Below are 17,465 nucleotides of genomic sequence, written 5' to 3' on the forward strand. Positions count from 1 at the left end.
CTGCCGCAAGGAGCGCTTTCTCAACAATCCGAGCAGGGAATATCCGGGGAAAGTCGCGGTACGACGGCGAACTTATGGTCGATCTCGAGGCTCGATGCGATCACGCTATGCAGCAGCGGAGACTCGTGGGTGTACTGGGTTTCGACAATGACGAGAAACTTGCTCGGATTGTCTTTCAGTCCTTGCGGCAGCGTGTAGGACGAACCCTTCGCCAGCCCCGTACCGCTGTTCTTCTTCGACCAGACGACCTTTCCCTTGCCGTTGTCGTCGATCTCGATGCCTGAAATCGTCGCCGTGAATTTGCTTTCGTCGAGCGGATACATGATCGCTTTCGAGATCGCGAAGATCTTGTTCAGTTCGTCCGAAGAGACCGTTCGCGTACGTGAGACGAGATCGCCGAGGCTTTCGGCCGCCGTGTTCGTCTTGTCGGCGCCTTCGTAGATCTTCGCCCCTTCGAACATGCCGAGATAGAGCACGGCGAGGATCGGCAGGAGCAGGGCAAACTCGACGGCGGCAACGCCATCGTTGTCGCGCCGGTAACGGGAAAGGCAGAAGCGGAAGCGGGAAAGGATCATGCTGGCCATCAGAAGGGCTCGTTTCTGAATGCTGAGACCGAGGAAATGATGATCTTGCCGTCGTCATCCTCCGAAATTCCGTGAAGGATGGAGGTCAGCCATTCCCGTTTGTAATATACCCGAAGCACGCTGATCTGATCGCTGCCGCCGAGTGAATATCCGAAATTGTCGGGGTCGTAGGTGAGATCGATGTCCGAAAACGTGTCGAAGGTCTGAAGATCGATCTCAAGTTTGTCGCAGGCGAGAAAGTAGGAGACCTCGTCGCAAACGAGCTTCCGGAAATCTTCCTCGCCCGGCGCATCGTTGCCAAGGGTCTGCAACTGGCCTGTAAGGACCTGACGAGCGACGTCCTTCACTCCGTTTTCAAGGACGATACCGGATGCGAAGACGATCGCAGTCTCAAGGATAGCAAAAATCAGAAAAAAGAACGGGAACGCGCACAGGATGAATTCGATCGCGACGACGCCTTCGCGGTCGCGGCGAAACCGTTTGAACAGGCTGCCGATCGTGCGCGCGTTCTTCGAATGAGCAGCGGTCTCTTGCATCGACCTCTCCGTGGAATCGTCCCTTTTATGGCCATCGGGCCTCAACGAGCGGTAAATCGGGAGTTCGGACTGCCTGCATCCTGGCTTCATCCTTAGCGAAGGGTAAAAGCCGAGGCTTTGGCGGGCTTCTTTGTGGGCTCCATCATTGCTATCTGCAGACAGCGGAGTGAAAACAGCAGCACAGGCGATCCGACACCGATGAGCACGGCTGAACGAGCGGACGAAGCGTCGGAGCTTCAGCCTCATCAGGGGCAGACCGTCGGTGTCGGGCTCAATGCAGTCGTCATCGCCTTCGACGATGCGGGGCCGCGTGTGCTTCTCGCAAATTCCGGCGAGGATGGAACGCCTGCTTTGCCCTCGGGCCCTCTCGAAGCCGAGCACCGAACGCTGGAGAGCGGTGTCAGAAGTTGGGTGGAGCGCCAGACCGGCCAGCCGCTCGGCTTCGTCGAGCAGCTCTATACCTTCGGCGACAAGAGCCGGCCCGGAACACGGCGCTTCGTGTCGATCGCCTATCTGGCGCTGGTGCGGGGCGCGGCCGAAGAGCGACCCGCTGCCGGCTGGGCCGATCTCTACGCCCATTTTCCTTATGAGGACTGGCGCGAAGGGGCACCTGATTCGGTTGTCTTTCTTCGCAGGGACCTCTGGAGGTGGGCTGATAGCGCCGATCCCGCACTCAAGCGCAGCCGCCTTGCCCGGATCGCGTCCGCATTCGGGGCAGACGGCGACCGCTGGAACGAGGAGCGCGTGCTGGAGCGTTACGAACTGCTCTACGAGGCCGGTCTCGTCGCCGAGGCAGGACGTGATCGCGGACGCGAGATCCGAGAATGCGCCGAGACCGGCACGCCGCTCGCCCTCGACCACCGGCGCATGCTGGCGACGGCGATCGGCCGGTTGCGGGCGAAGATCAAGTATCGGCCGGTGCTCTTCGAGCTCATGGCGGACGAGTTCACCCTGTTCGATCTTCAGCGCATCGCCGAGGCACTTTCCGGCATTCGCCTGCACAAGTCCAATTTCCGGCGCCTGATGGAAAGCCAGGGCCTGATCGAGGAGACGGGCCGGCTGTCGACCCAGACCGGCGGGCGACCGGCCAAGCTGTTCCGCTATCGTCCTGAAATCACGATGGAACGCCCCGCCAGGGATGTCTGACACCGCTTTATCGGCAGGGTCACTCGATGACGGCAGCGGCGCGTTGTGCGCGGTTTATGGCTTTCGACTTGCATTGTGGCACTTATGCTCATATGTAGCATAAGCCGGCCCGGAACGGGTCGAACGATAACCCGCGTCCAAAGGCTTCTGTCCGGTCGCGGATGGAGGTGACCCGCAATGACCGAACTCGTTCTCGAACGCCCGCAAGCCCGGACGACGGATGCGCTCTACGAAAAGGTGAGCCGCTTTGTCCCTCGGCCTGAATGGGCGACGATGGAAGACGACGTGCAGGCGATCCTCGATCTGAAGCGCGAGAAGAATGCCGTCATCCTCGCCCATAACTACCAGACCCCGGAAATCTTCCACACGGTGTCCGACATCGTCGGCGATTCGCTTGCGCTCGCACGCGAGGCGGTGACGACGGATGCCGATGTCATCGTCATGGCCGGCGTTCACTTCATGGCCGAGACGGCGAAGCTGCTCAATCCCGACAAGACCGTCCTCATTCCGGACATGCGCGCCGGGTGTTCGCTTGCCGATTCGATCACGGCCGAGGACATCGCGCTTCTGAGGCAGAAGTATCCGGGTGTGCCGGTCGTCACCTATGTGAACACCTCCGCAGAGGTGAAGGCGGCGTCCGATATCTGCTGCACGTCCGGCAATGCCCATGCGGTGATCCGGTCGCTCGGCGTTCCGCGCGTCCTGATGCTGCCCGACGAATATCTCGCCCAGAACGTCCAGCGCGACATTCCGGAAGTCGAGATCCTTACCTGGGCCGGCCATTGCGAGGTGCACGAGCAGTTCACGCCGCAGGATATCCGCGACATGCGCGAGGCATATCCGGGCGTGACGATCCTTGCCCATCCAGAATGCCCGCCGAACGTGGTCGCCGAGGCCGATTATGCCGGCTCGACGGCGAATATGTCGGACTTCGTGGCGGACAAGAAGCCGGCCAAGGTCGCGCTGATCACCGAGTGCTCCATGAGCGACAATGTCGCGGCGGCCAATCCCGAGACCGAGTTCGTCAAGCCGTGCAATCTCTGCCCGCACATGAAGCGGATCACGCTCAAGAACATCCGCTCGGCGCTTGAAAACATGCAGCACGAGGTGATCGTGCCGCAGCATCTGATGGCACCGGCGCGACGCGCCGTCGAACGGATGCTCGAAGTCAGGACCTGAGCCATCGGCTCTCCGGCGGCGCTCTTCCAGCGCCGCCATCCCTTCCTTGTCCAGCCTCGAGGAGGCAAGCGACATGACATTTCATCACATTCCAGACCACTTCGATGGCGTGACGCCGGGACGCGAAACGCCGGCCCTCGTCATCGGTGCGGGCGTTGCCGGTCTCACCACGGCGCTGAAGCTTGCAGACAGCGGCGATGTCACGCTCGTCACCGCAGCGCCTCTCGGCCTCGAAGCTGCGACCGACTGGGCACAGGGCGGGATCGCGGCGGCCTTCGCGGCCGAGGACGGGCCGGAGGCCCATGCCCGCGATACGATGATGGCCGGGGCAGGTCTGACCGATCCCGAAATCGCCCGCCTCGTTGCGACCGAGATCCGCGATGGGGTGCTCTGGCTGGATCGCCTCGGCGTGCCCTTCGATCGGAATGCAGCTGGCGACCTTGCGCTTGGACTGGAAGCTGCACACTCGGCACGCCGCATCGTGAAGGCGGGCGGCGACGGCACCGGCCATGCCGTTCTGGAGACGCTGGTCAAGGTCGCGCGATCCCATCCTCGCATCATGATCTTGGAGCGGGTCGTCGCAATCTCTCTTCTCACGGATGATGGGGGGGACGTGTCTGGCGCGTTCTGCCGCGAGATCGGCGGCGAATCCTTCGCGATCGCGGCCAAAGCGACGGTGCTTGCGACTGGCGGTCTCGGCGCTCTCTTTGCAAAGACGACGAACCCCTCCGGCGCCACAGGCTCAGGACTTGCGCTTGCAGGCCGGGCCGGCGCGGTGCTGCGCGACATGGAGTTCGTGCAGTTCCATCCGACGGCGATCGATATCGCGACGAGCCCCGGCGCGCCTCTGCCGCTTGCGACGGAAGCCCTGCGGGGGGAGGGGGCGGTGCTTCTGAACACGCGGGGCGAACGCTTCATGGCGGATGTTCCGGGCCGCGAGCTTGCGCCGCGCGACGTGGTTGCCCGCGCGATCTTCGCCGAGCGTTCAAAGGGCGAAACCGTCACGCTCGATGCCACCCATCTCGGTGCATCGATCGCGACCCGTTTTCCGACCGTCACCGCGCTTTGCCGCGCCCACGGGATCGATCCGGCGACCCAGGCGATCCCGGTTGCACCCGCCGCCCACTATCACATGGGCGGGATCGAGACGGACGCCCTCGGGCGCTCCTCGGTGCCCGGCCTCTGGGCGGCTGGCGAATGCGCCTCGACGGGCCTTCATGGCGCGAACCGTCTTGCCTCCAATTCGCTTGCCGAAGCGCTGGTGTTCGGCGCGCGGATCGCGGCCGATATCGCCGGGTCCAAGCGAACGGCGCTGCCGCATCGGCTATCGCTTGCGGGGGCGACCCTGCGCTCGCCGAAAGAGCAAGACGCAAGCGAGGCGCTTTTCGAGGTCCGCACGATCATGGCCCGCGATGTTGGCGTTTGCCGTGATGCGGAGGGCCTCGACCGCGCGATCGAAGCATTGACGCCGCTTGCGGCGCGCGGCTTTGCCGTCGCGGAGATCGGCCTTCTGATCGCACGCGTTGCCAAGGCCCGTGAGGAAAGCCGCGGCGGGCATTTTCGCACCGACTTTCTCCGTGAAGACGAGCCCGTTCACAGCCGGGCAAGGCTCGATACGATGCCGATTGGCGCCGAGCCTCTTCCGGCAGCCCGCCGGCCAGCAGAGCCGCTGCCCGCGCTTTCCCGCTGAACAGCTGAGACGAGACCACCCGCATGTCCAAGACCCGTATCGCCGATCTGAGCGGTCCCTCGCGCCTCCTGATCGAGCCGATCGTCCGTGCAGCCCTTCACGAGGATCTCGGCCGACGCGGCGATGTCACCTCGGAGGCCGTAATACCGGCGGACGCCCGGATGCGTGGCCAGATCGCGGCGCGCCAGCCCGGCACACTCGCCGGCATCGATGCCGCGCGCCTTGCCTTCGAACTGGTCGATCCATCGGTCAGCGTTGAAATCGTTGCGATGGACGGGGCGTCTTTCGTGCCGGGCGATGCTGTTCTGCGCATGGAAGGGCCGGCCCGTTCGGTCCTCACGGCCGAGCGTGTCGCGCTCAACCTTCTCTGCCATCTGTCGGGCATCGCGACCGCCACCGCCGATCTCGTCGCGGTCGCCAAGGCGCAAGGCACGGCCGACATCGTCTGCACCCGCAAGACGACGCCGGGTCTGCGCGTTCTCGAAAAACATGCCGTGAAGGCCGGCGGCGGCGGCAATCACCGCTTTGGCCTCGACGATGCGATTCTCATCAAGGACAATCACATCGCAGTCGCGGGGTCTATCTCGGAGGCGATGACGCGCGCGAAGGCCTATGCCGGCCACATGCTGATGATCGAGATCGAGGTCGATACGCTCGAACAGCTTCAAGAGGCCATGCCCCATAAGCCGGGCGCGGTTCTCCTCGACAATATGAGCCCCGAAACGCTTGCCGAGGCGGTGCGGATCGTCGATGGTCGCGCGATTACGGAGGCTTCGGGCGGCATGACCCGAGAGACGGTCGGCCCGGTCTCGGCGTCAGGCGTCGATCTCATCTCGGTCGGCTGGCTCACCCATTCGGCCCCGATCGTCGATCTGGGGCTGGACGAGATCGGGTAAAAGGCCACTATTCAGGCGACACTGGCCCTTCGCCTGCGCTTCTGCCTTGACGCGTCGGCATGCCGCGCTTATAGCACACCCCGAACGAAAGGCTGGGGCGCAATGTGCGTGATCCAGCCTTTTAGTGTCTAAAACGTCAACCGACTGAACAAGAAGACGGCCCGGCCGGTCTGCCTTCGGGCGGATCAGGTTTGAGAGCCGATCAGACGAACGGAGATAAAATGTTCGCAGTCATCAAAACCGGCGGCAAGCAGTACCGTGTCACCGCCGACGATCAGTTCACCATCGAACGCATTCCCGGCGAAGCCGGCGACAAGGTGGAACTGGCCGAAGTCCTCATGGTCGGCTCCAAGATCGGAACGCCCTTTGTGGATGGTGCCAAGGTCACCCTGGAAATCGTCGAGCAGACGCGCGGCAAGAAGGTCATCTCCTTCAAGAAGCGCCGTCGCCAGAATTCCAAGCGCACCCGCGGCCATCGCCAGGACCTGACCAAGGTTCGCGTTGCCGACATCGCGGGCGCATAAGCGGAAATTTCGTCGAAGCGATCCGAAAACGGGTCGCGTGAAATGATCAAACGCATAGTCTGGGCTGAACACGAGCCCATCGGCCTCGCAAGCGAGGCAAGGAGAGTTCGAAATGGCACATAAGAAAGCTGGCGGTTCGTCGCGCAACGGTCGCGACTCGGAATCGAAGCGCCTTGGCGTGAAGAAGTTCGGCGACGAGCTGGTCATCGCCGGCAACATCCTCGTGCGTCAGCGCGGCACGCGCTGGCATCCGGGCGTCAATGTGGGAATCGGTAAGGACCATACGCTGTTCGCCAAGGCGGACGGCAAGGTTGTCTTCCAGAAGAAGGCGAATAAACGAACCTACATTTCCATTCTCCCGGCGGCCGCCGCCGCTGAATGACCGGTGTTTTCATGAATGCCGGCGTCCCACCGACCCGGCGTTCTTGAGGAAGCCCGCTTCAGGCGAATTCCGACAGAAATCGAAAGGGGAGATGGGCCGCCATCTCCCCTGATTTCGTTTCTGCTGGAGGCCAAAATGCGAGACGAACTGACATGCGCAGGTGATGACGACGAAGAATTAAGAACCCGGCGGCTCATTTTGCGTGCGCCCGCCATGTCCGATGCGCCGGCAATCGCAAGACATCTGTCGGATTACGATGTCGTCTCGATGCTCTCCCGGGTCCCCTGGCCCTATGAGATGGAGGATGCGAGAGACTTCCTCCGTGACATTGCGAGTCGTCCGGAAAACGCGATCTTTGCGATCACCCTTCGCGAGACGGGTGATCTCATCGGGATCGGCGGTCTGCACCGCGCTAAAGACGGAAGGGCGGAGCTCGGCTACTGGCTGGGCCAGGACTATTGGGGCGTCGGATATGGGACGGAGGCCGTGCAGAAGCTGATCGACCACGGCTTCGAGATCCTGAAGCTCGACCGGATCGACGTGTCGTGCCGGGTCGTCAACGATGCTTCGCGCCAGCTCGTGCGCAAATGTGGGTTCGCCTTCGTCGGGCCGGGTATGATCGATTCGCTCGCCGCGGGCCGGGTCGCCAGCGAGCACTATATGCTCGACAAGAGCTCATGGCGCTCGATCCGCATGTGGGGACGGTAAGGCATATGAAGGGCATCAAACGCCTCGCATCGATGGGCGTCGCGGTTTTGATCGCGGCATCCTGCCTCTCGGGGCAGGGGGCAGGCGCTGCTTCGAAGACGAGGACGCAGGTGCCGCTCGCCTTCTTCGAAGGGACGTCTTCGTCCAAGGGAACGATCACCACGCTATTCGTCTCGACCGAGGCCTTCACGGCGCGGTTCGAGGGCACCTATCGCGACCATGACCTGAAGCTCGACGAGCGGTTCACCTTCCCGGACGGGACGGCTCTACAACGCTGGGATCTCTTCGCCCATCGTAACGGCTCCATTTCCGGCACCGTGGCGACCGAGATCGAAGACGGGGTGATGACCGCGTCAAGACCGGTCTCGGGCCGCTACGACCGGGACGTGCTCGTCCTCGACTATGACGGCTACGCGCCCAACGGCTCGAAGACCCTTTTCCACTTCCACCACGTCATGCATCGCCAGCAAAACGGCACGATGACCAACCACGTGACGGTCTCGAAATACTATCTGCCGCTCGCAAGTTCCAACGTCACCTTTTATAAACCGGGTCGCTGAGCGCGCCGACAGACCACCACAGCGAAGGACTGAAGTTCCGCCATGAAATTTCTCGACCAGGCCAAAGTCTACGTTCGCTCGGGCGACGGCGGGGCGGGGTCCGTCTCGTTCCGGCGTGAAGCCCATGTCGAATTCGGCGGACCGGACGGTGGTGACGGCGGCCGTGGCGGCGATGTCTGGGTGGAGGCTGTCGACGGTCTCAATACGCTCATCGATTATCGCTATCAGCAGCATTTCAAGGCTGAGACGGGCGTCCACGGCATGGGCCGGAACCGGCACGGCCGCAACGGCTCCGACATCACCTTGAAAGTGCCCGCCGGCACCCAGGTCTTCGCCGAGGACAATGAGACGCTGATCTGCGATCTGCAGATGGTGGGCGAGAAAAAGAAGATCGCCGCCGGCGGCAATGGCGGCTTCGGCAATGACCGTTTCAAGTCTTCCGTCAATCAGGCGCCGCGTCATGCCAATCCCGGCCAGCCCGGTCAGGAACTGACGATCTGGCTGCGGCTGAAGCTTATCGCCGATGCTGGCCTCGTGGGCCTGCCCAATGCCGGCAAGTCGACCTTTCTCTCGACGGTGACTCGCGCGCGGCCGAAGATTGCCGACTACCCCTTCACGACGCTCCATCCCGGCCTTGGCGTCGCGAAGATCGATGCGACCGAATTCGTTATCGCCGATATTCCGGGCCTCATTGAGGGCGCCCATCGGGGCGTCGGAATCGGCGACCGGTTCCTTGGCCATGTCGAGCGCACCAGCGTGCTTCTGCATCTCGTCTCAGGCAACGAGGAGGATGTCGCTCTTGCCTACCGCACTGTGCGCGGCGAACTGGAAGCCTACGGCCATGGCCTGATCGACAAGCCCGAAGTGCTTTGCCTCAGTCAGGTCGACACCCTCGACGAAGACGCGCGCGCCGAGAAGCTCGCCGCCTTGAAAGAAGCCTCCGGCAAGACGGCACTTGAGCTTTCCGCCGTCAGCCGTGAAGGGCTGACCGAGACCTTGAGGCGGCTCGCAGCCGAGATTGCCGCCGGCCGCGAGGCCCCCGCCGAAGAGCCCGGCGAATGGCGGCCTGATGCCGCCTATGGTGATCACAATTCATGAGTTTTCCGCTTTCGAAGTATAAGCGGATCACCATCAAGATCGGCTCTGCCCTGCTGGTCGATCGCGGGCGTGGGCTTCGCCGCGTCTGGCTGGAATCCCTGTGCGAGGACATCGCCCGCCTTGCAGCGCGCGGCCATGAGATCCTCATCGTTTCCTCCGGCGCCATCGCCATGGGGCGCACACTCTTGAAGATCGCGCCGGGCCCCCTGAAGCTCGAACAGAGTCAGGCGGCGGCCGCCGTCGGCCAGATCGCGCTGTCGCGGACCTATTCGGAGATGCTGAGCCGCCACCAATACGAGGCGGGGCAGATCCTTCTCACGCTCAACGACACCGAGAGCCGGCGCTCCTACCTCAATGCGCGCGCGACGATCGGAACGCTGCTGTCCATGAGGGCAATCCCGGTGATCAACGAGAATGATACCGTCGCGACCTCCGAGATCCGCTACGGGGACAACGACCGTCTGGCGGCGCGTGTCGCGACCATGATGGATGCCGACCTTCTGATTCTTCTCTCCGATGTCGACGGGCTCTATACGGCTCCGCCTGCGCTCGATCCCTCGGCAACCCACATTCCTCTCGTCGAAAAGGTGACGCCGGAGATCGACGCCATGGCAGGTGCGGCGGGCTCCGAGCTCTCGCGCGGCGGCATGAAGACGAAGGTCGATGCGGCGCGCATCGCAACGGCGTCGGGAACAGAGATGATCATCACCCTCGGCAACCGGCTCTACCCGCTGAGCGCCATCGAGGCCGGTGAGCGGCTGACGCTCTTCAAGGCGAGCGAAACGCCGCAGACGGCGCGCAAGCGCTGGATCGCCGGCCATCTGTCGACCAGCGGCGCGATCACGGTCGATTCCGGCGCGGTGAAGGCGCTTCGGGCCGGCAAGAGCCTTCTGCCTGCGGGCATTCGCGCCGTGACCGGCACCTTCCGGCGCGGCGACGCGGTCGCGGTCCGCGACGAGGAGGCAAGGGAGATCGCCTGCGGCCTCATAGCCTATGATGCGGACGAAGCGCGCCAGATCGCCGGACTTCGTTCCGACGCCATCGAGGATGTGCTCGGCTATGAGGGTCGTGGTGTGGTCATTCACCGCGACGATATGGTGGTGAACTGATATCATTTCCGGCTGATTAAGCCGGGGATGGTATCGCAGCGCGCGCAGCGTTTGAGCGTTCTTCAAATCCGTTATCGCGAAGCGATCGAACGGATTTGGTATGGCAGGGCGGATAAGCGTATGAGCCGTGCCATTCGCGGTGCTTTTTTCGTGGACGGAATTTAACGCGCCACCATTGACTCGACCGGGAACCTCGACCATCGGACTCGCCTTGACCCGGAGTCACAGTGTGTACGAAGCGGAGTGTGTCATGGCCGATCATCAGACAGTGTCCAGAGAGCCGGTCGGCGGCCCACGGGTTCCGAATATCGGTTGGGGCTGGCAGCTCGCCTACGGTATCGTCATGGTGATCGGCGGTATCGCGGCCGTGCTCAATCCGTTCGCCGCATCCTTCGCTGTGACCCTGATGGCGTCCTTCTTCTTCTTTGCGATCGGTCTGATGCAGATCTTTTTCGCGGTGCGCGATATTCACGGCACCGCGAGCCGCGTCCTGACCGGCGTCTTCGGTGTCATGCTCTGTCTCTTCGGTGTGACCCTGTTTCTCGATCCTCTGGGCGGCGCCATCTCGCTGACGCTCCTGATCGGCTTCTTCTTTCTCACTTTCGGCGGCATCCGGCTGTGGATCGCCTTCAAGATGCGTGATCGCCAGGGTTGGGGATGGCTTGCGGTGGCTGGCGCCATGTCCGTCGTCCTTGGTCTCGGGGCGTTGGTTTACGCGGCCGAAGGCGACATCGCGCTTCTCGGGCTCTTTCTGGCGGCGGAACTGCTGCTTTCGGGCATCGCCTCCATCGCCATGAGCCTGTCCACCCGCACGCGCACCTGAACGCCGGTCTACGCCTTCCGTCCTTGAAGCGAAGGGCGAGCGGTCTTAAACCAAGGGTTCGTTTTCGATCCGGCGAAGACTACGAAGGACATCATCATGGACACGCTCCACGGCAGCGACATCGAACGGCAGGACGCAGGTATGGCGGACGCCTCGATCCCGGAGCTGATGCACGGCATTGGCGTCAGCGCCCGCGCCGCCGCCCGCGTCCTCGCGACCGCTTCGACGGAGCAGAAGAACATCGCGCTCAAGCGGATGGCCGATGCGCTGGTCGCCTCTCTCGGGACCATTCTCGCGGAGAACGAGATCGATGTCGCCCGTGCCCAGGAAAGGGGCTCGCCGGCGTCCTTCATCGATCGCCTGACGCTGAATGCGGCGCGGGTGATCGCGATGTCCGAGGGCCTGCGCTCGATCGCAGAACTCCCCGATCCGGTGGGCGACGTCATCGCCTCCTGGACGCGGCCCAACGGCCTTGAGATCAGCCGCGTGCGCACGCCGCTCGGCGTCGTGGGCGTGATCTACGAGAGCCGGCCCAATGTGACCGCCGATGCCGGCGCGCTCTGCCTCAAGTCCGGCAACGCCGTCATACTGCGCGGCGGTTCGGACTCGGCGAATTCCTCCGCTGCGATCCATTCCGCGCTCCGCACCGGTCTTATCGAGGCGGGCCTGCCTGAACACGCCATCCAGATCGTGCCCTCGACCGATCGCGCGGCTGTCGGTGAAATGTTGGCCGGCCTTTCCGGCAATCTCGACGTGATCGTGCCGCGCGGCGGGAAAAGCCTCGTCGCCCGCGTCCAGTCGGAGGCGCGTGTGCCGGTCTTTGCCCATCTCGAAGGCCTCTGCCACATCTATGTGGACGGTTCGGCGCAACGCGACATGGCGGTGGATATCGTGGTGAACTCCAAGCTGCGGCGCACCGGCATTTGCGGGGCAGCCGAGACATTGCTCGTCGATCGCAAGGCGAAGGACACGCTGCTTGCGCCGGTGCTTCAGGCGCTGGCCGATAAGGGCTGTGAGATCCGCGGCACCGACGAGGTCTGCGCGATCTATGAGGGTGCGAACATCGCCACCGAGGAGGATTTTGCGACCGAGTATCTCGACTCGATCATCTCCGTCGCTCTGGTGGACGGCGTTGAGGATGCGGTCGAGTTCATCGAGGCCCATTCTTCCCACCACACCGAGGCGATCATCGCCGAAGACGCAGCGGCGGTCGAGGCCTTCATGAACGGCATCGATTCCGCGATTCTCCTGCACAACGCTTCGACGCAGTTCGCCGATGGCGGCGAGTTCGGCATGGGCGCCGAGATCGGCATTGCGACCGGGAAGATGCATGCGCGCGGGCCTGTCGGCCTCGAACAGCTGACCAGCTTCAACTACCGCGTTCGCGGCTCCGGGCAGACGAGGCTCTGAGCGCTATCGCAGGCCTTTCCACCCGTGATCCATCGGCAGGCAATGGCAACCTGACGGGACGCGACCTGACGATTCCGGTGGCCGGGCGCGGGCAGGCGATCGGTCTATACGGCGGCTCGTTCAACCCGCCGCACGCGGGCCATCTTCTGGTGGCTGAACGGGCCATCAAGCGTCTTGCGCTCGATGCCGTCTGGTGGCTGGTCACGCCGGGCAATCCCCTGAAGGATCACGGAAACCTCGAACCGCTCGCCAACCGCCTCGACGCCGTTCGCGATCTTGCGACGGGCCCCCGCCACAGGGCAACGGCCTTCGAGGCCGCCTATCAGGTTCGCTACACGGCCGACACGATCCGTATCGCGAAAGAGCGCGCGCCGCATGTCAACTTCGTCTGGATCATGGGCGCCGACAGCCTGACGAGCTTCCACCGCTGGCAGGATTGGCAGACAATCGCCGAGACGGTTCCCATCGCCGTCATCGACCGGCCGGGGGACACGCTCTCGACGCTCTCGTCGAAATTCGCGATCCGCTACGCACGCTTCCGCATTCCCGAACATGAGGCCGCTACGCTGGCCTTTCGCAGGGCCCCGGCCTGGACCTTTCTGCATGGGGCGCGAACGGCGGTATCGTCCACAATGCTTCGCGGCCGGCGCTGAAGCCCTGCCTGATTTCTGCACGTCATACGAAATCCGTTCGATCGCTTCGCGATAACGGATTTGAAGAACACTCAAACGCCGCGCGGGCTGCGATACCATCCCCGGCCTAATCAGCCGGAAATGGTATCAGACCTTTATCGCGTGCCGTTTTCAGCCGGCTTGATCGGCAGATCGGCGAGGCATCGCCAGCGGACGCGGCAGCGAAGACGCCCGAACGGCTGCGCATTAATCCCGCGATAGCGCTCGCGCTTTGCAAGTTCGGCGGTTGCCACCAGAACGGTGCCATCCGTAGCAATAAGCGCAGGCATCGTGCGATGCCGGGCATTGCCCCGGCCGGTCGCGCCATAGGGCGCGAGTGCGGCGTTGCGCGCCTCGGCGAGACGCCGGTCCTCGGCCGACAGCTCGATATCGAAGCGCTCGTCGAAGACGAGACGGGGGAGGCACCAGGGCACAGCAATATTCGGTGGACCAGCTCGTCCGTATTCGCGCTGAAAGAGGATCGCGCCAGCGCCTGAACGGATATCGACCCCACCGAGGGTGGCGGTCCTCGCGTCATGCCCGTTCTTCAGGGGCTCGAGCAACCGCGTGATCGCCGCACGGCCAGCCGGGCGCGCGCTGCCACCGACGGCGCGAAGAATTCGCGCGATCAGATCCGCCGCAAGATCGTCGGACAGCGCTCGAAACCCGGCGTAAGCCAGGGCTACGCTGCCTGTTTCCGCGTCGAAGTCGAGCTGGCCCTCCTTCAGCATCGCCGTCATCAGATCGGCCTGCTTCCGCTCGCTCCCGTTTCGGTGATGCGCCGCCTCGCGCTGGACGGCCAAGATGGTCTCGATCTCCGGCGCTGTCATCGCCGCGATGTTCTGACGATGGCGAACGCGGGCAAATCGAGGGTCGGAATTCGATGGATCGTCCACCGCCGCAATCCCGGCATCGAAGAGAGTCTTGCGAAGCCGTTCCGGCCGTTCATCGAGAAGGGGGCGAGCGAGCTTCAGGCCGGGCTCGTAATCGCGGATCGGGCGCATGCCGGCGCGACGATGCGGCCTGTCGCCCCGGTCCAGGGCGTGAAGCACGGTTTCGATCTGGTCGGTACGATGATGGGCGGTTAGAACGATCCTCGCGCCGAGCCGGTATGCCTCATCTGCCAGCAACCGATAGCGTGCTGCGCGAGCGGAAGCCTGCAGATTGCCGGTGCCATTCCAGCCCTGCCAGACGAGGGTTTCGTGAGGCACGCCGAGCAGAGCGCAAATCTCTTTGACATAGGCCGCTTCGTCCGGAGCTTCGGGCCTGAGACCGTGATCAACCGTCGCGGCGCTCACATCGAACCGCGATTTCGGAAGTCCGCTTGCCAGAAGAAGCAGCGCCAGGGAGTCCGCCCCGCCCGAAACGGCAATCAGAAGTCGCTGAGGGCAGTCGCCCGCCCCTTCCACTTTACACTGAGACCGAAACCAGGCTTCCAGATCGGCCGCCGACAGGGCGTTTGTGCTTGGCGGCGCTTCGGGATGAAAGAGCTTCAAGACCCGAAGACGGTCAGCACTTCGCGCTTTTCTGTTCTTCGCCGAGCTTGCGGCGCACGGCATCGCTCATCTGCGGATAGCGGGACGCGACTTCGCGATAGGTGATGCAGGCGGTTTCCTGATTGCCGAGGGCGGAAAGCGACATGCCGAGCTTCAGCATCATGTCCGGCGCCTTGTCGGCCTCCGGATTTTCCTTCTGGGCGTTCAGGAAAACCTCCGCCGCATCGGCGTAGAGCTGCTGCTGGTAAAGGCTCTCGCCCAGCCAGTATTGCGCGTCGGCGGCATCCGGCGCATCGGGATAGGTCTGGACATATTGGCGGAACGACTTTTCGGCACTGGCATAATCGCCGGCGAGAAGCTGGTCGTAGGCCTGATTGTAGACCGTCCCTGCATCACCCGAAGGTGCGGCGACCGGCTGGTTCGACGCCGCAGCAGATGTGCCGCCACCGTTTCCCGAGCCGCCGGAATTCTCGATGACCCCGGCGATATCCGAATTGGGCAGTCCACCTGCCGAGCCGGACGCGTCAGCCGCGCCTGTACCGGAATCGGTCCCGAGATCGCCCCGCTGATCGGGGAGGCCGTCGCCGGAGCCGGCGGAGCCTGCGCCCTGTTCGAGATCCTGGAAGCGGAACTCGTTGTTCTCCTGGGCGCGGCGCATGTCTTCCTGGGCCTGAAGCAGCTGGAAGGAGAGCTCCTCGACGCGACCGTTCAACCGGCGCACCTCGTCTTCCAGACGCTGGATCCGTGACAGGACATCGCTGGATTGGGCCAGGATCACGGGCGTGTCGTCGGTCTGCGATCGTTCAACGGCTTCGGGCGCGACGGGAGCCACGAAAGCTGATGCCGTGACGGGCCCGGTCAAAAACGCTGCCGAAGCGAGAACCGCAAAGAGGCTCGGACGGCGAAACATGGATGAACTCCTCGATGCTGCGACAAGAATAGGTTGGGCGAGGCGGTTTCCGCGACATCCCGAACCGGGTTTGGGCTTCTCTAGCACGGAAAGCGAGAATGGAGCCAAGTTCCGGCGGTCAGGTTCACGCTTTTAATTCAAAATGATCGGCTGGGGCGATCATGTGCGAAAGCCCGCCTGCGCTAGCGAGGCTCTGGCGTCCTTCGACGATCTTCGTTCTCCAGTCCATTTTGGGAGCGTAAGACTGGAATCTGGTCCCGTTGCTCGTCGATCCACGTGATAAGGTCTTGAAGACCAGTCCGCACGGTTTCAAGTTCGTTCGAGAAGACGTCTTTGGGCGTGAAATAGTTCGGCGTTTCCGCATCCCATTCGAGCGCCGCCTGAATTTCGGCGATCCAGGTTTCGACATTACCGCCCGCCCACTCGTTGATCGGTCTCGCCACGACCTCCATCATTGATGCGAGAAAGGCCGGATCGCCGCTTGGCGGCAGGTCGGGATTGGCCGCCAGATGATAGCGGTATCGGATCTGGCCGACATAAAGCCATCGAACCGCTTCGTTTCTTTCGCCGGCTTCGAACTTTTCGTTTGCGAGGAAGAAGTAGCTGGACGGATGCAAGCCCGGAAGAATGCGTTCGAGCTCGGCGGACGTCATGCCCCTGATGTCGAACAGGTCGTGTTGGGCTCGCGCGGGCAAGACACAAAAAAGAAGCCCCGCCACAATGAAAATCAGCCGCTTCATTCGTCTTCCCCACAACAGAGAGTGATCGCCCGCAAAGTCGATGAAACGATTGCAGATTGCAATCCTTGTTCGATTTCCGGCGATCTATCAGTCTCGAACGGGCAGCAAGAACAGGGTAATCAAAACGATCGTGTGCTAAACTCCAAACGAAACGGGCGCCTTCTTCAAGAAGGCGCCCGGTGAAAATCTTGCAGTGTGCCGAAGAGGTTGCGTCAGCTGCCGGCGCCTGAGAGGACCGTGACCGCACGGCGGTTCTGGGACCAGCAGGAGATGTTGTCGCAGACGGCGACCGGGCGTTCCTTGCCGTAGGAGATGGTGCGCATACGGCTTGAATTCACGCCGAGCTGGGCGAGATAGTCGCGGGCCGCGGCGGCGCGGCGGGCGCCGAGGGCGAGGTTGTATTCACGGGTGCCACGCTCGTCGGAATGGCCTTCGACGGTGATCTGGTATTGCGGATACTGGTTCAGCCACTGGGCCTGACGCTGAAGCGTCTGCTGGGCGTCGGCCGTAATCGCCGAAGAATCGGTCTCGAAGAAGATGCGGTCGCCGACGCTGACCGTGAACTGCTGCTGCGATCCGGGCGCGCCCGCTCCGCCATTGGCGCCGTTCATGCCATTCATGCCCGCGCCGGAAAGGCCGAGCCCGGCGGCGTTGTCCGGCAGGGCGTCCTGCTTGTTGGCGCAGCCCGCAACCATCAGCCCGGCGAGGGCGAGGATGGCAAGGCGACTCTTCAGAATGCGCGAGAGGCTCATGGCCAACTCCTTCAAACGCTGACGTTTCTCTTTACCGAAGGCTTACCGCGTTTTCACTTAACGCCGCCTTAAGACGGATCGGAACGTGGCCTGCTTTTGCCTCATGGTTAATGGCATTCAAGCCATTGATGGAATTGGCTCTTGTTGTCTCGCCGACGGTGCTTCGAAGCCTTGTGAAAGGCGACACCGGCTAGCGATTCGCGATGCGTCCCGGCAACAGCCAAGAGTTTAGTCCGCCGAAGCTTGCGCGA

Annotated in this window: 18 protein-coding genes and 1 pseudogene; 13 read left to right on the forward strand and 6 right to left on the reverse strand. The window is 63.1% G+C overall.

The features are described from left to right. Window positions 1–20 precede the first annotated feature (20 nt). Together ABDX79_RS12640 and ABDX79_RS12645 are read right to left on the reverse strand one after the other, a co-directional pair. Window positions 21–584, reverse strand: coding sequence for a TadE/TadG family type IV pilus assembly protein (locus ABDX79_RS12640; protein ID WP_346220653.1), 564 nt, complete (start codon window positions 582–584; stop codon window positions 21–23). Next, window positions 584–1,120: a TadE/TadG family type IV pilus assembly protein gene (locus ABDX79_RS12645; RefSeq protein ID WP_346220654.1), complete on the reverse strand. Its 537-nt coding sequence runs from the start codon at window positions 1,118–1,120 to the stop codon at window positions 584–586. Before ABDX79_RS12645 ends, ABDX79_RS12640 begins: the two co-directional genes overlap by 1 nt. Before the next feature lie 198 nt (window positions 1,121–1,318). Between ABDX79_RS12645 and ABDX79_RS12650 the strand changes: the two genes are divergently transcribed. The 13 genes and pseudogenes from ABDX79_RS12650 (at window position 1,319) to ABDX79_RS12710 (ending at window position 13,298) form a co-directional block, all read left to right on the forward strand. After that, on the forward strand, window positions 1,319–2,266 hold the full coding sequence (locus tag ABDX79_RS12650) for an NUDIX hydrolase (RefSeq protein WP_346220655.1): 948 nt from the start codon (window positions 1,319–1,321) through the stop codon (window positions 2,264–2,266). Window positions 2,267–2,443: 177 nt separating this feature from the next. Beyond that, complete coding sequence (gene nadA, locus ABDX79_RS12655; RefSeq protein WP_346220656.1) at window positions 2,444–3,445, forward strand: quinolinate synthase NadA; 1,002 nt, start codon at window positions 2,444–2,446, stop codon at window positions 3,443–3,445. A gap of 73 nt (window positions 3,446–3,518) precedes the next feature. After that, window positions 3,519–5,135: an L-aspartate oxidase gene (locus ABDX79_RS12660; RefSeq protein ID WP_346220657.1), complete on the forward strand. Its 1,617-nt coding sequence runs from the start codon at window positions 3,519–3,521 to the stop codon at window positions 5,133–5,135. A gap of 23 nt (window positions 5,136–5,158) precedes the next feature. Further along, window positions 5,159–6,031: a carboxylating nicotinate-nucleotide diphosphorylase gene (nadC, locus tag ABDX79_RS12665; protein ID WP_346220658.1), complete on the forward strand. Its 873-nt coding sequence runs from the start codon at window positions 5,159–5,161 to the stop codon at window positions 6,029–6,031. A 221-nt stretch (window positions 6,032–6,252) separates the two neighbouring features. Continuing rightward, window positions 6,253–6,543: pseudogene (rplU, locus tag ABDX79_RS12670) on the forward strand (50S ribosomal protein L21); the annotation flags it as partial. Window positions 6,544–6,667: 124 nt separating this feature from the next. Then, the gene (rpmA, locus tag ABDX79_RS12675; RefSeq protein WP_346220659.1) at window positions 6,668–6,937 is read left to right on the forward strand and encodes a 50S ribosomal protein L27; all 270 of its coding nucleotides are present in this window, start codon (window positions 6,668–6,670) and stop codon (window positions 6,935–6,937) included. A 135-nt stretch (window positions 6,938–7,072) separates the two neighbouring features. Then, complete coding sequence (locus ABDX79_RS12680) at window positions 7,073–7,645, forward strand: GNAT family N-acetyltransferase (protein WP_346220660.1); 573 nt, start codon at window positions 7,073–7,075, stop codon at window positions 7,643–7,645. Continuing rightward, window positions 7,615–8,205, forward strand: coding sequence for a DUF3833 family protein (locus ABDX79_RS12685; protein ID WP_346220661.1), 591 nt, complete (start codon window positions 7,615–7,617; stop codon window positions 8,203–8,205). The genes ABDX79_RS12680 and ABDX79_RS12685 overlap by 31 nt, the downstream gene beginning before the upstream one ends. A 42-nt stretch (window positions 8,206–8,247) precedes the next feature. Continuing rightward, entirely contained in the window at window positions 8,248–9,303 is a 1,056-nt protein-coding gene (obgE, locus tag ABDX79_RS12690; protein WP_346220662.1) for a GTPase ObgE, read from the forward strand. Further along, entirely contained in the window at window positions 9,300–10,412 is a 1,113-nt protein-coding gene (gene proB, locus ABDX79_RS12695) for a glutamate 5-kinase (RefSeq protein ID WP_346220663.1), read from the forward strand. Before obgE ends, proB begins: the two co-directional genes overlap by 4 nt. A gap of 250 nt (window positions 10,413–10,662) precedes the next feature. Continuing rightward, on the forward strand, window positions 10,663–11,235 hold the full coding sequence (locus ABDX79_RS12700) for an HdeD family acid-resistance protein (protein ID WP_346220664.1): 573 nt from the start codon (window positions 10,663–10,665) through the stop codon (window positions 11,233–11,235). 141 nt (window positions 11,236–11,376) lie between these two features. Then, the gene (locus ABDX79_RS12705; protein WP_346220761.1) at window positions 11,377–12,645 is read left to right on the forward strand and encodes a glutamate-5-semialdehyde dehydrogenase; all 1,269 of its coding nucleotides are present in this window, start codon (window positions 11,377–11,379) and stop codon (window positions 12,643–12,645) included. A 77-nt stretch (window positions 12,646–12,722) separates the two neighbouring features. Continuing rightward, complete coding sequence (locus ABDX79_RS12710) at window positions 12,723–13,298, forward strand: nicotinate-nucleotide adenylyltransferase (RefSeq protein WP_346220665.1); 576 nt, start codon at window positions 12,723–12,725, stop codon at window positions 13,296–13,298. Window positions 13,299–13,432: 134 nt separating this feature from the next. On the opposite strand, the gene tilS is transcribed toward ABDX79_RS12710, so the two are convergent. The 4 genes from tilS to pal form a co-directional block, all read right to left on the reverse strand. Next, a complete protein-coding gene (gene tilS / locus ABDX79_RS12715; RefSeq protein WP_346220666.1) occupies window positions 13,433–14,812 on the reverse strand; it encodes a tRNA lysidine(34) synthetase TilS in 1,380 nt (459 codons plus the stop codon). 13 nt (window positions 14,813–14,825) lie between these two features. Further along, entirely contained in the window at window positions 14,826–15,722 is an 897-nt protein-coding gene (gene ybgF, locus ABDX79_RS12720; RefSeq protein ID WP_346220667.1) for a tol-pal system protein YbgF, read from the reverse strand. A 182-nt stretch (window positions 15,723–15,904) separates the two neighbouring features. After that, complete coding sequence (locus ABDX79_RS12725) at window positions 15,905–16,375, reverse strand: hypothetical protein (protein ID WP_346220668.1); 471 nt, start codon at window positions 16,373–16,375, stop codon at window positions 15,905–15,907. A 299-nt stretch (window positions 16,376–16,674) separates the two neighbouring features. After that, window positions 16,675–17,214, reverse strand: coding sequence for a peptidoglycan-associated lipoprotein Pal (pal, locus tag ABDX79_RS12730; protein ID WP_346220669.1), 540 nt, complete (start codon window positions 17,212–17,214; stop codon window positions 16,675–16,677). Between the last annotated feature and the right edge of the window lie 251 nt (window positions 17,215–17,465).

Origin of the sequence: Fulvimarina fulva (assembly GCF_039652615.1) — a bacterium.
Classification (GTDB): Bacteria; Pseudomonadota; Alphaproteobacteria; order Rhizobiales; family Rhizobiaceae; genus Fulvimarina.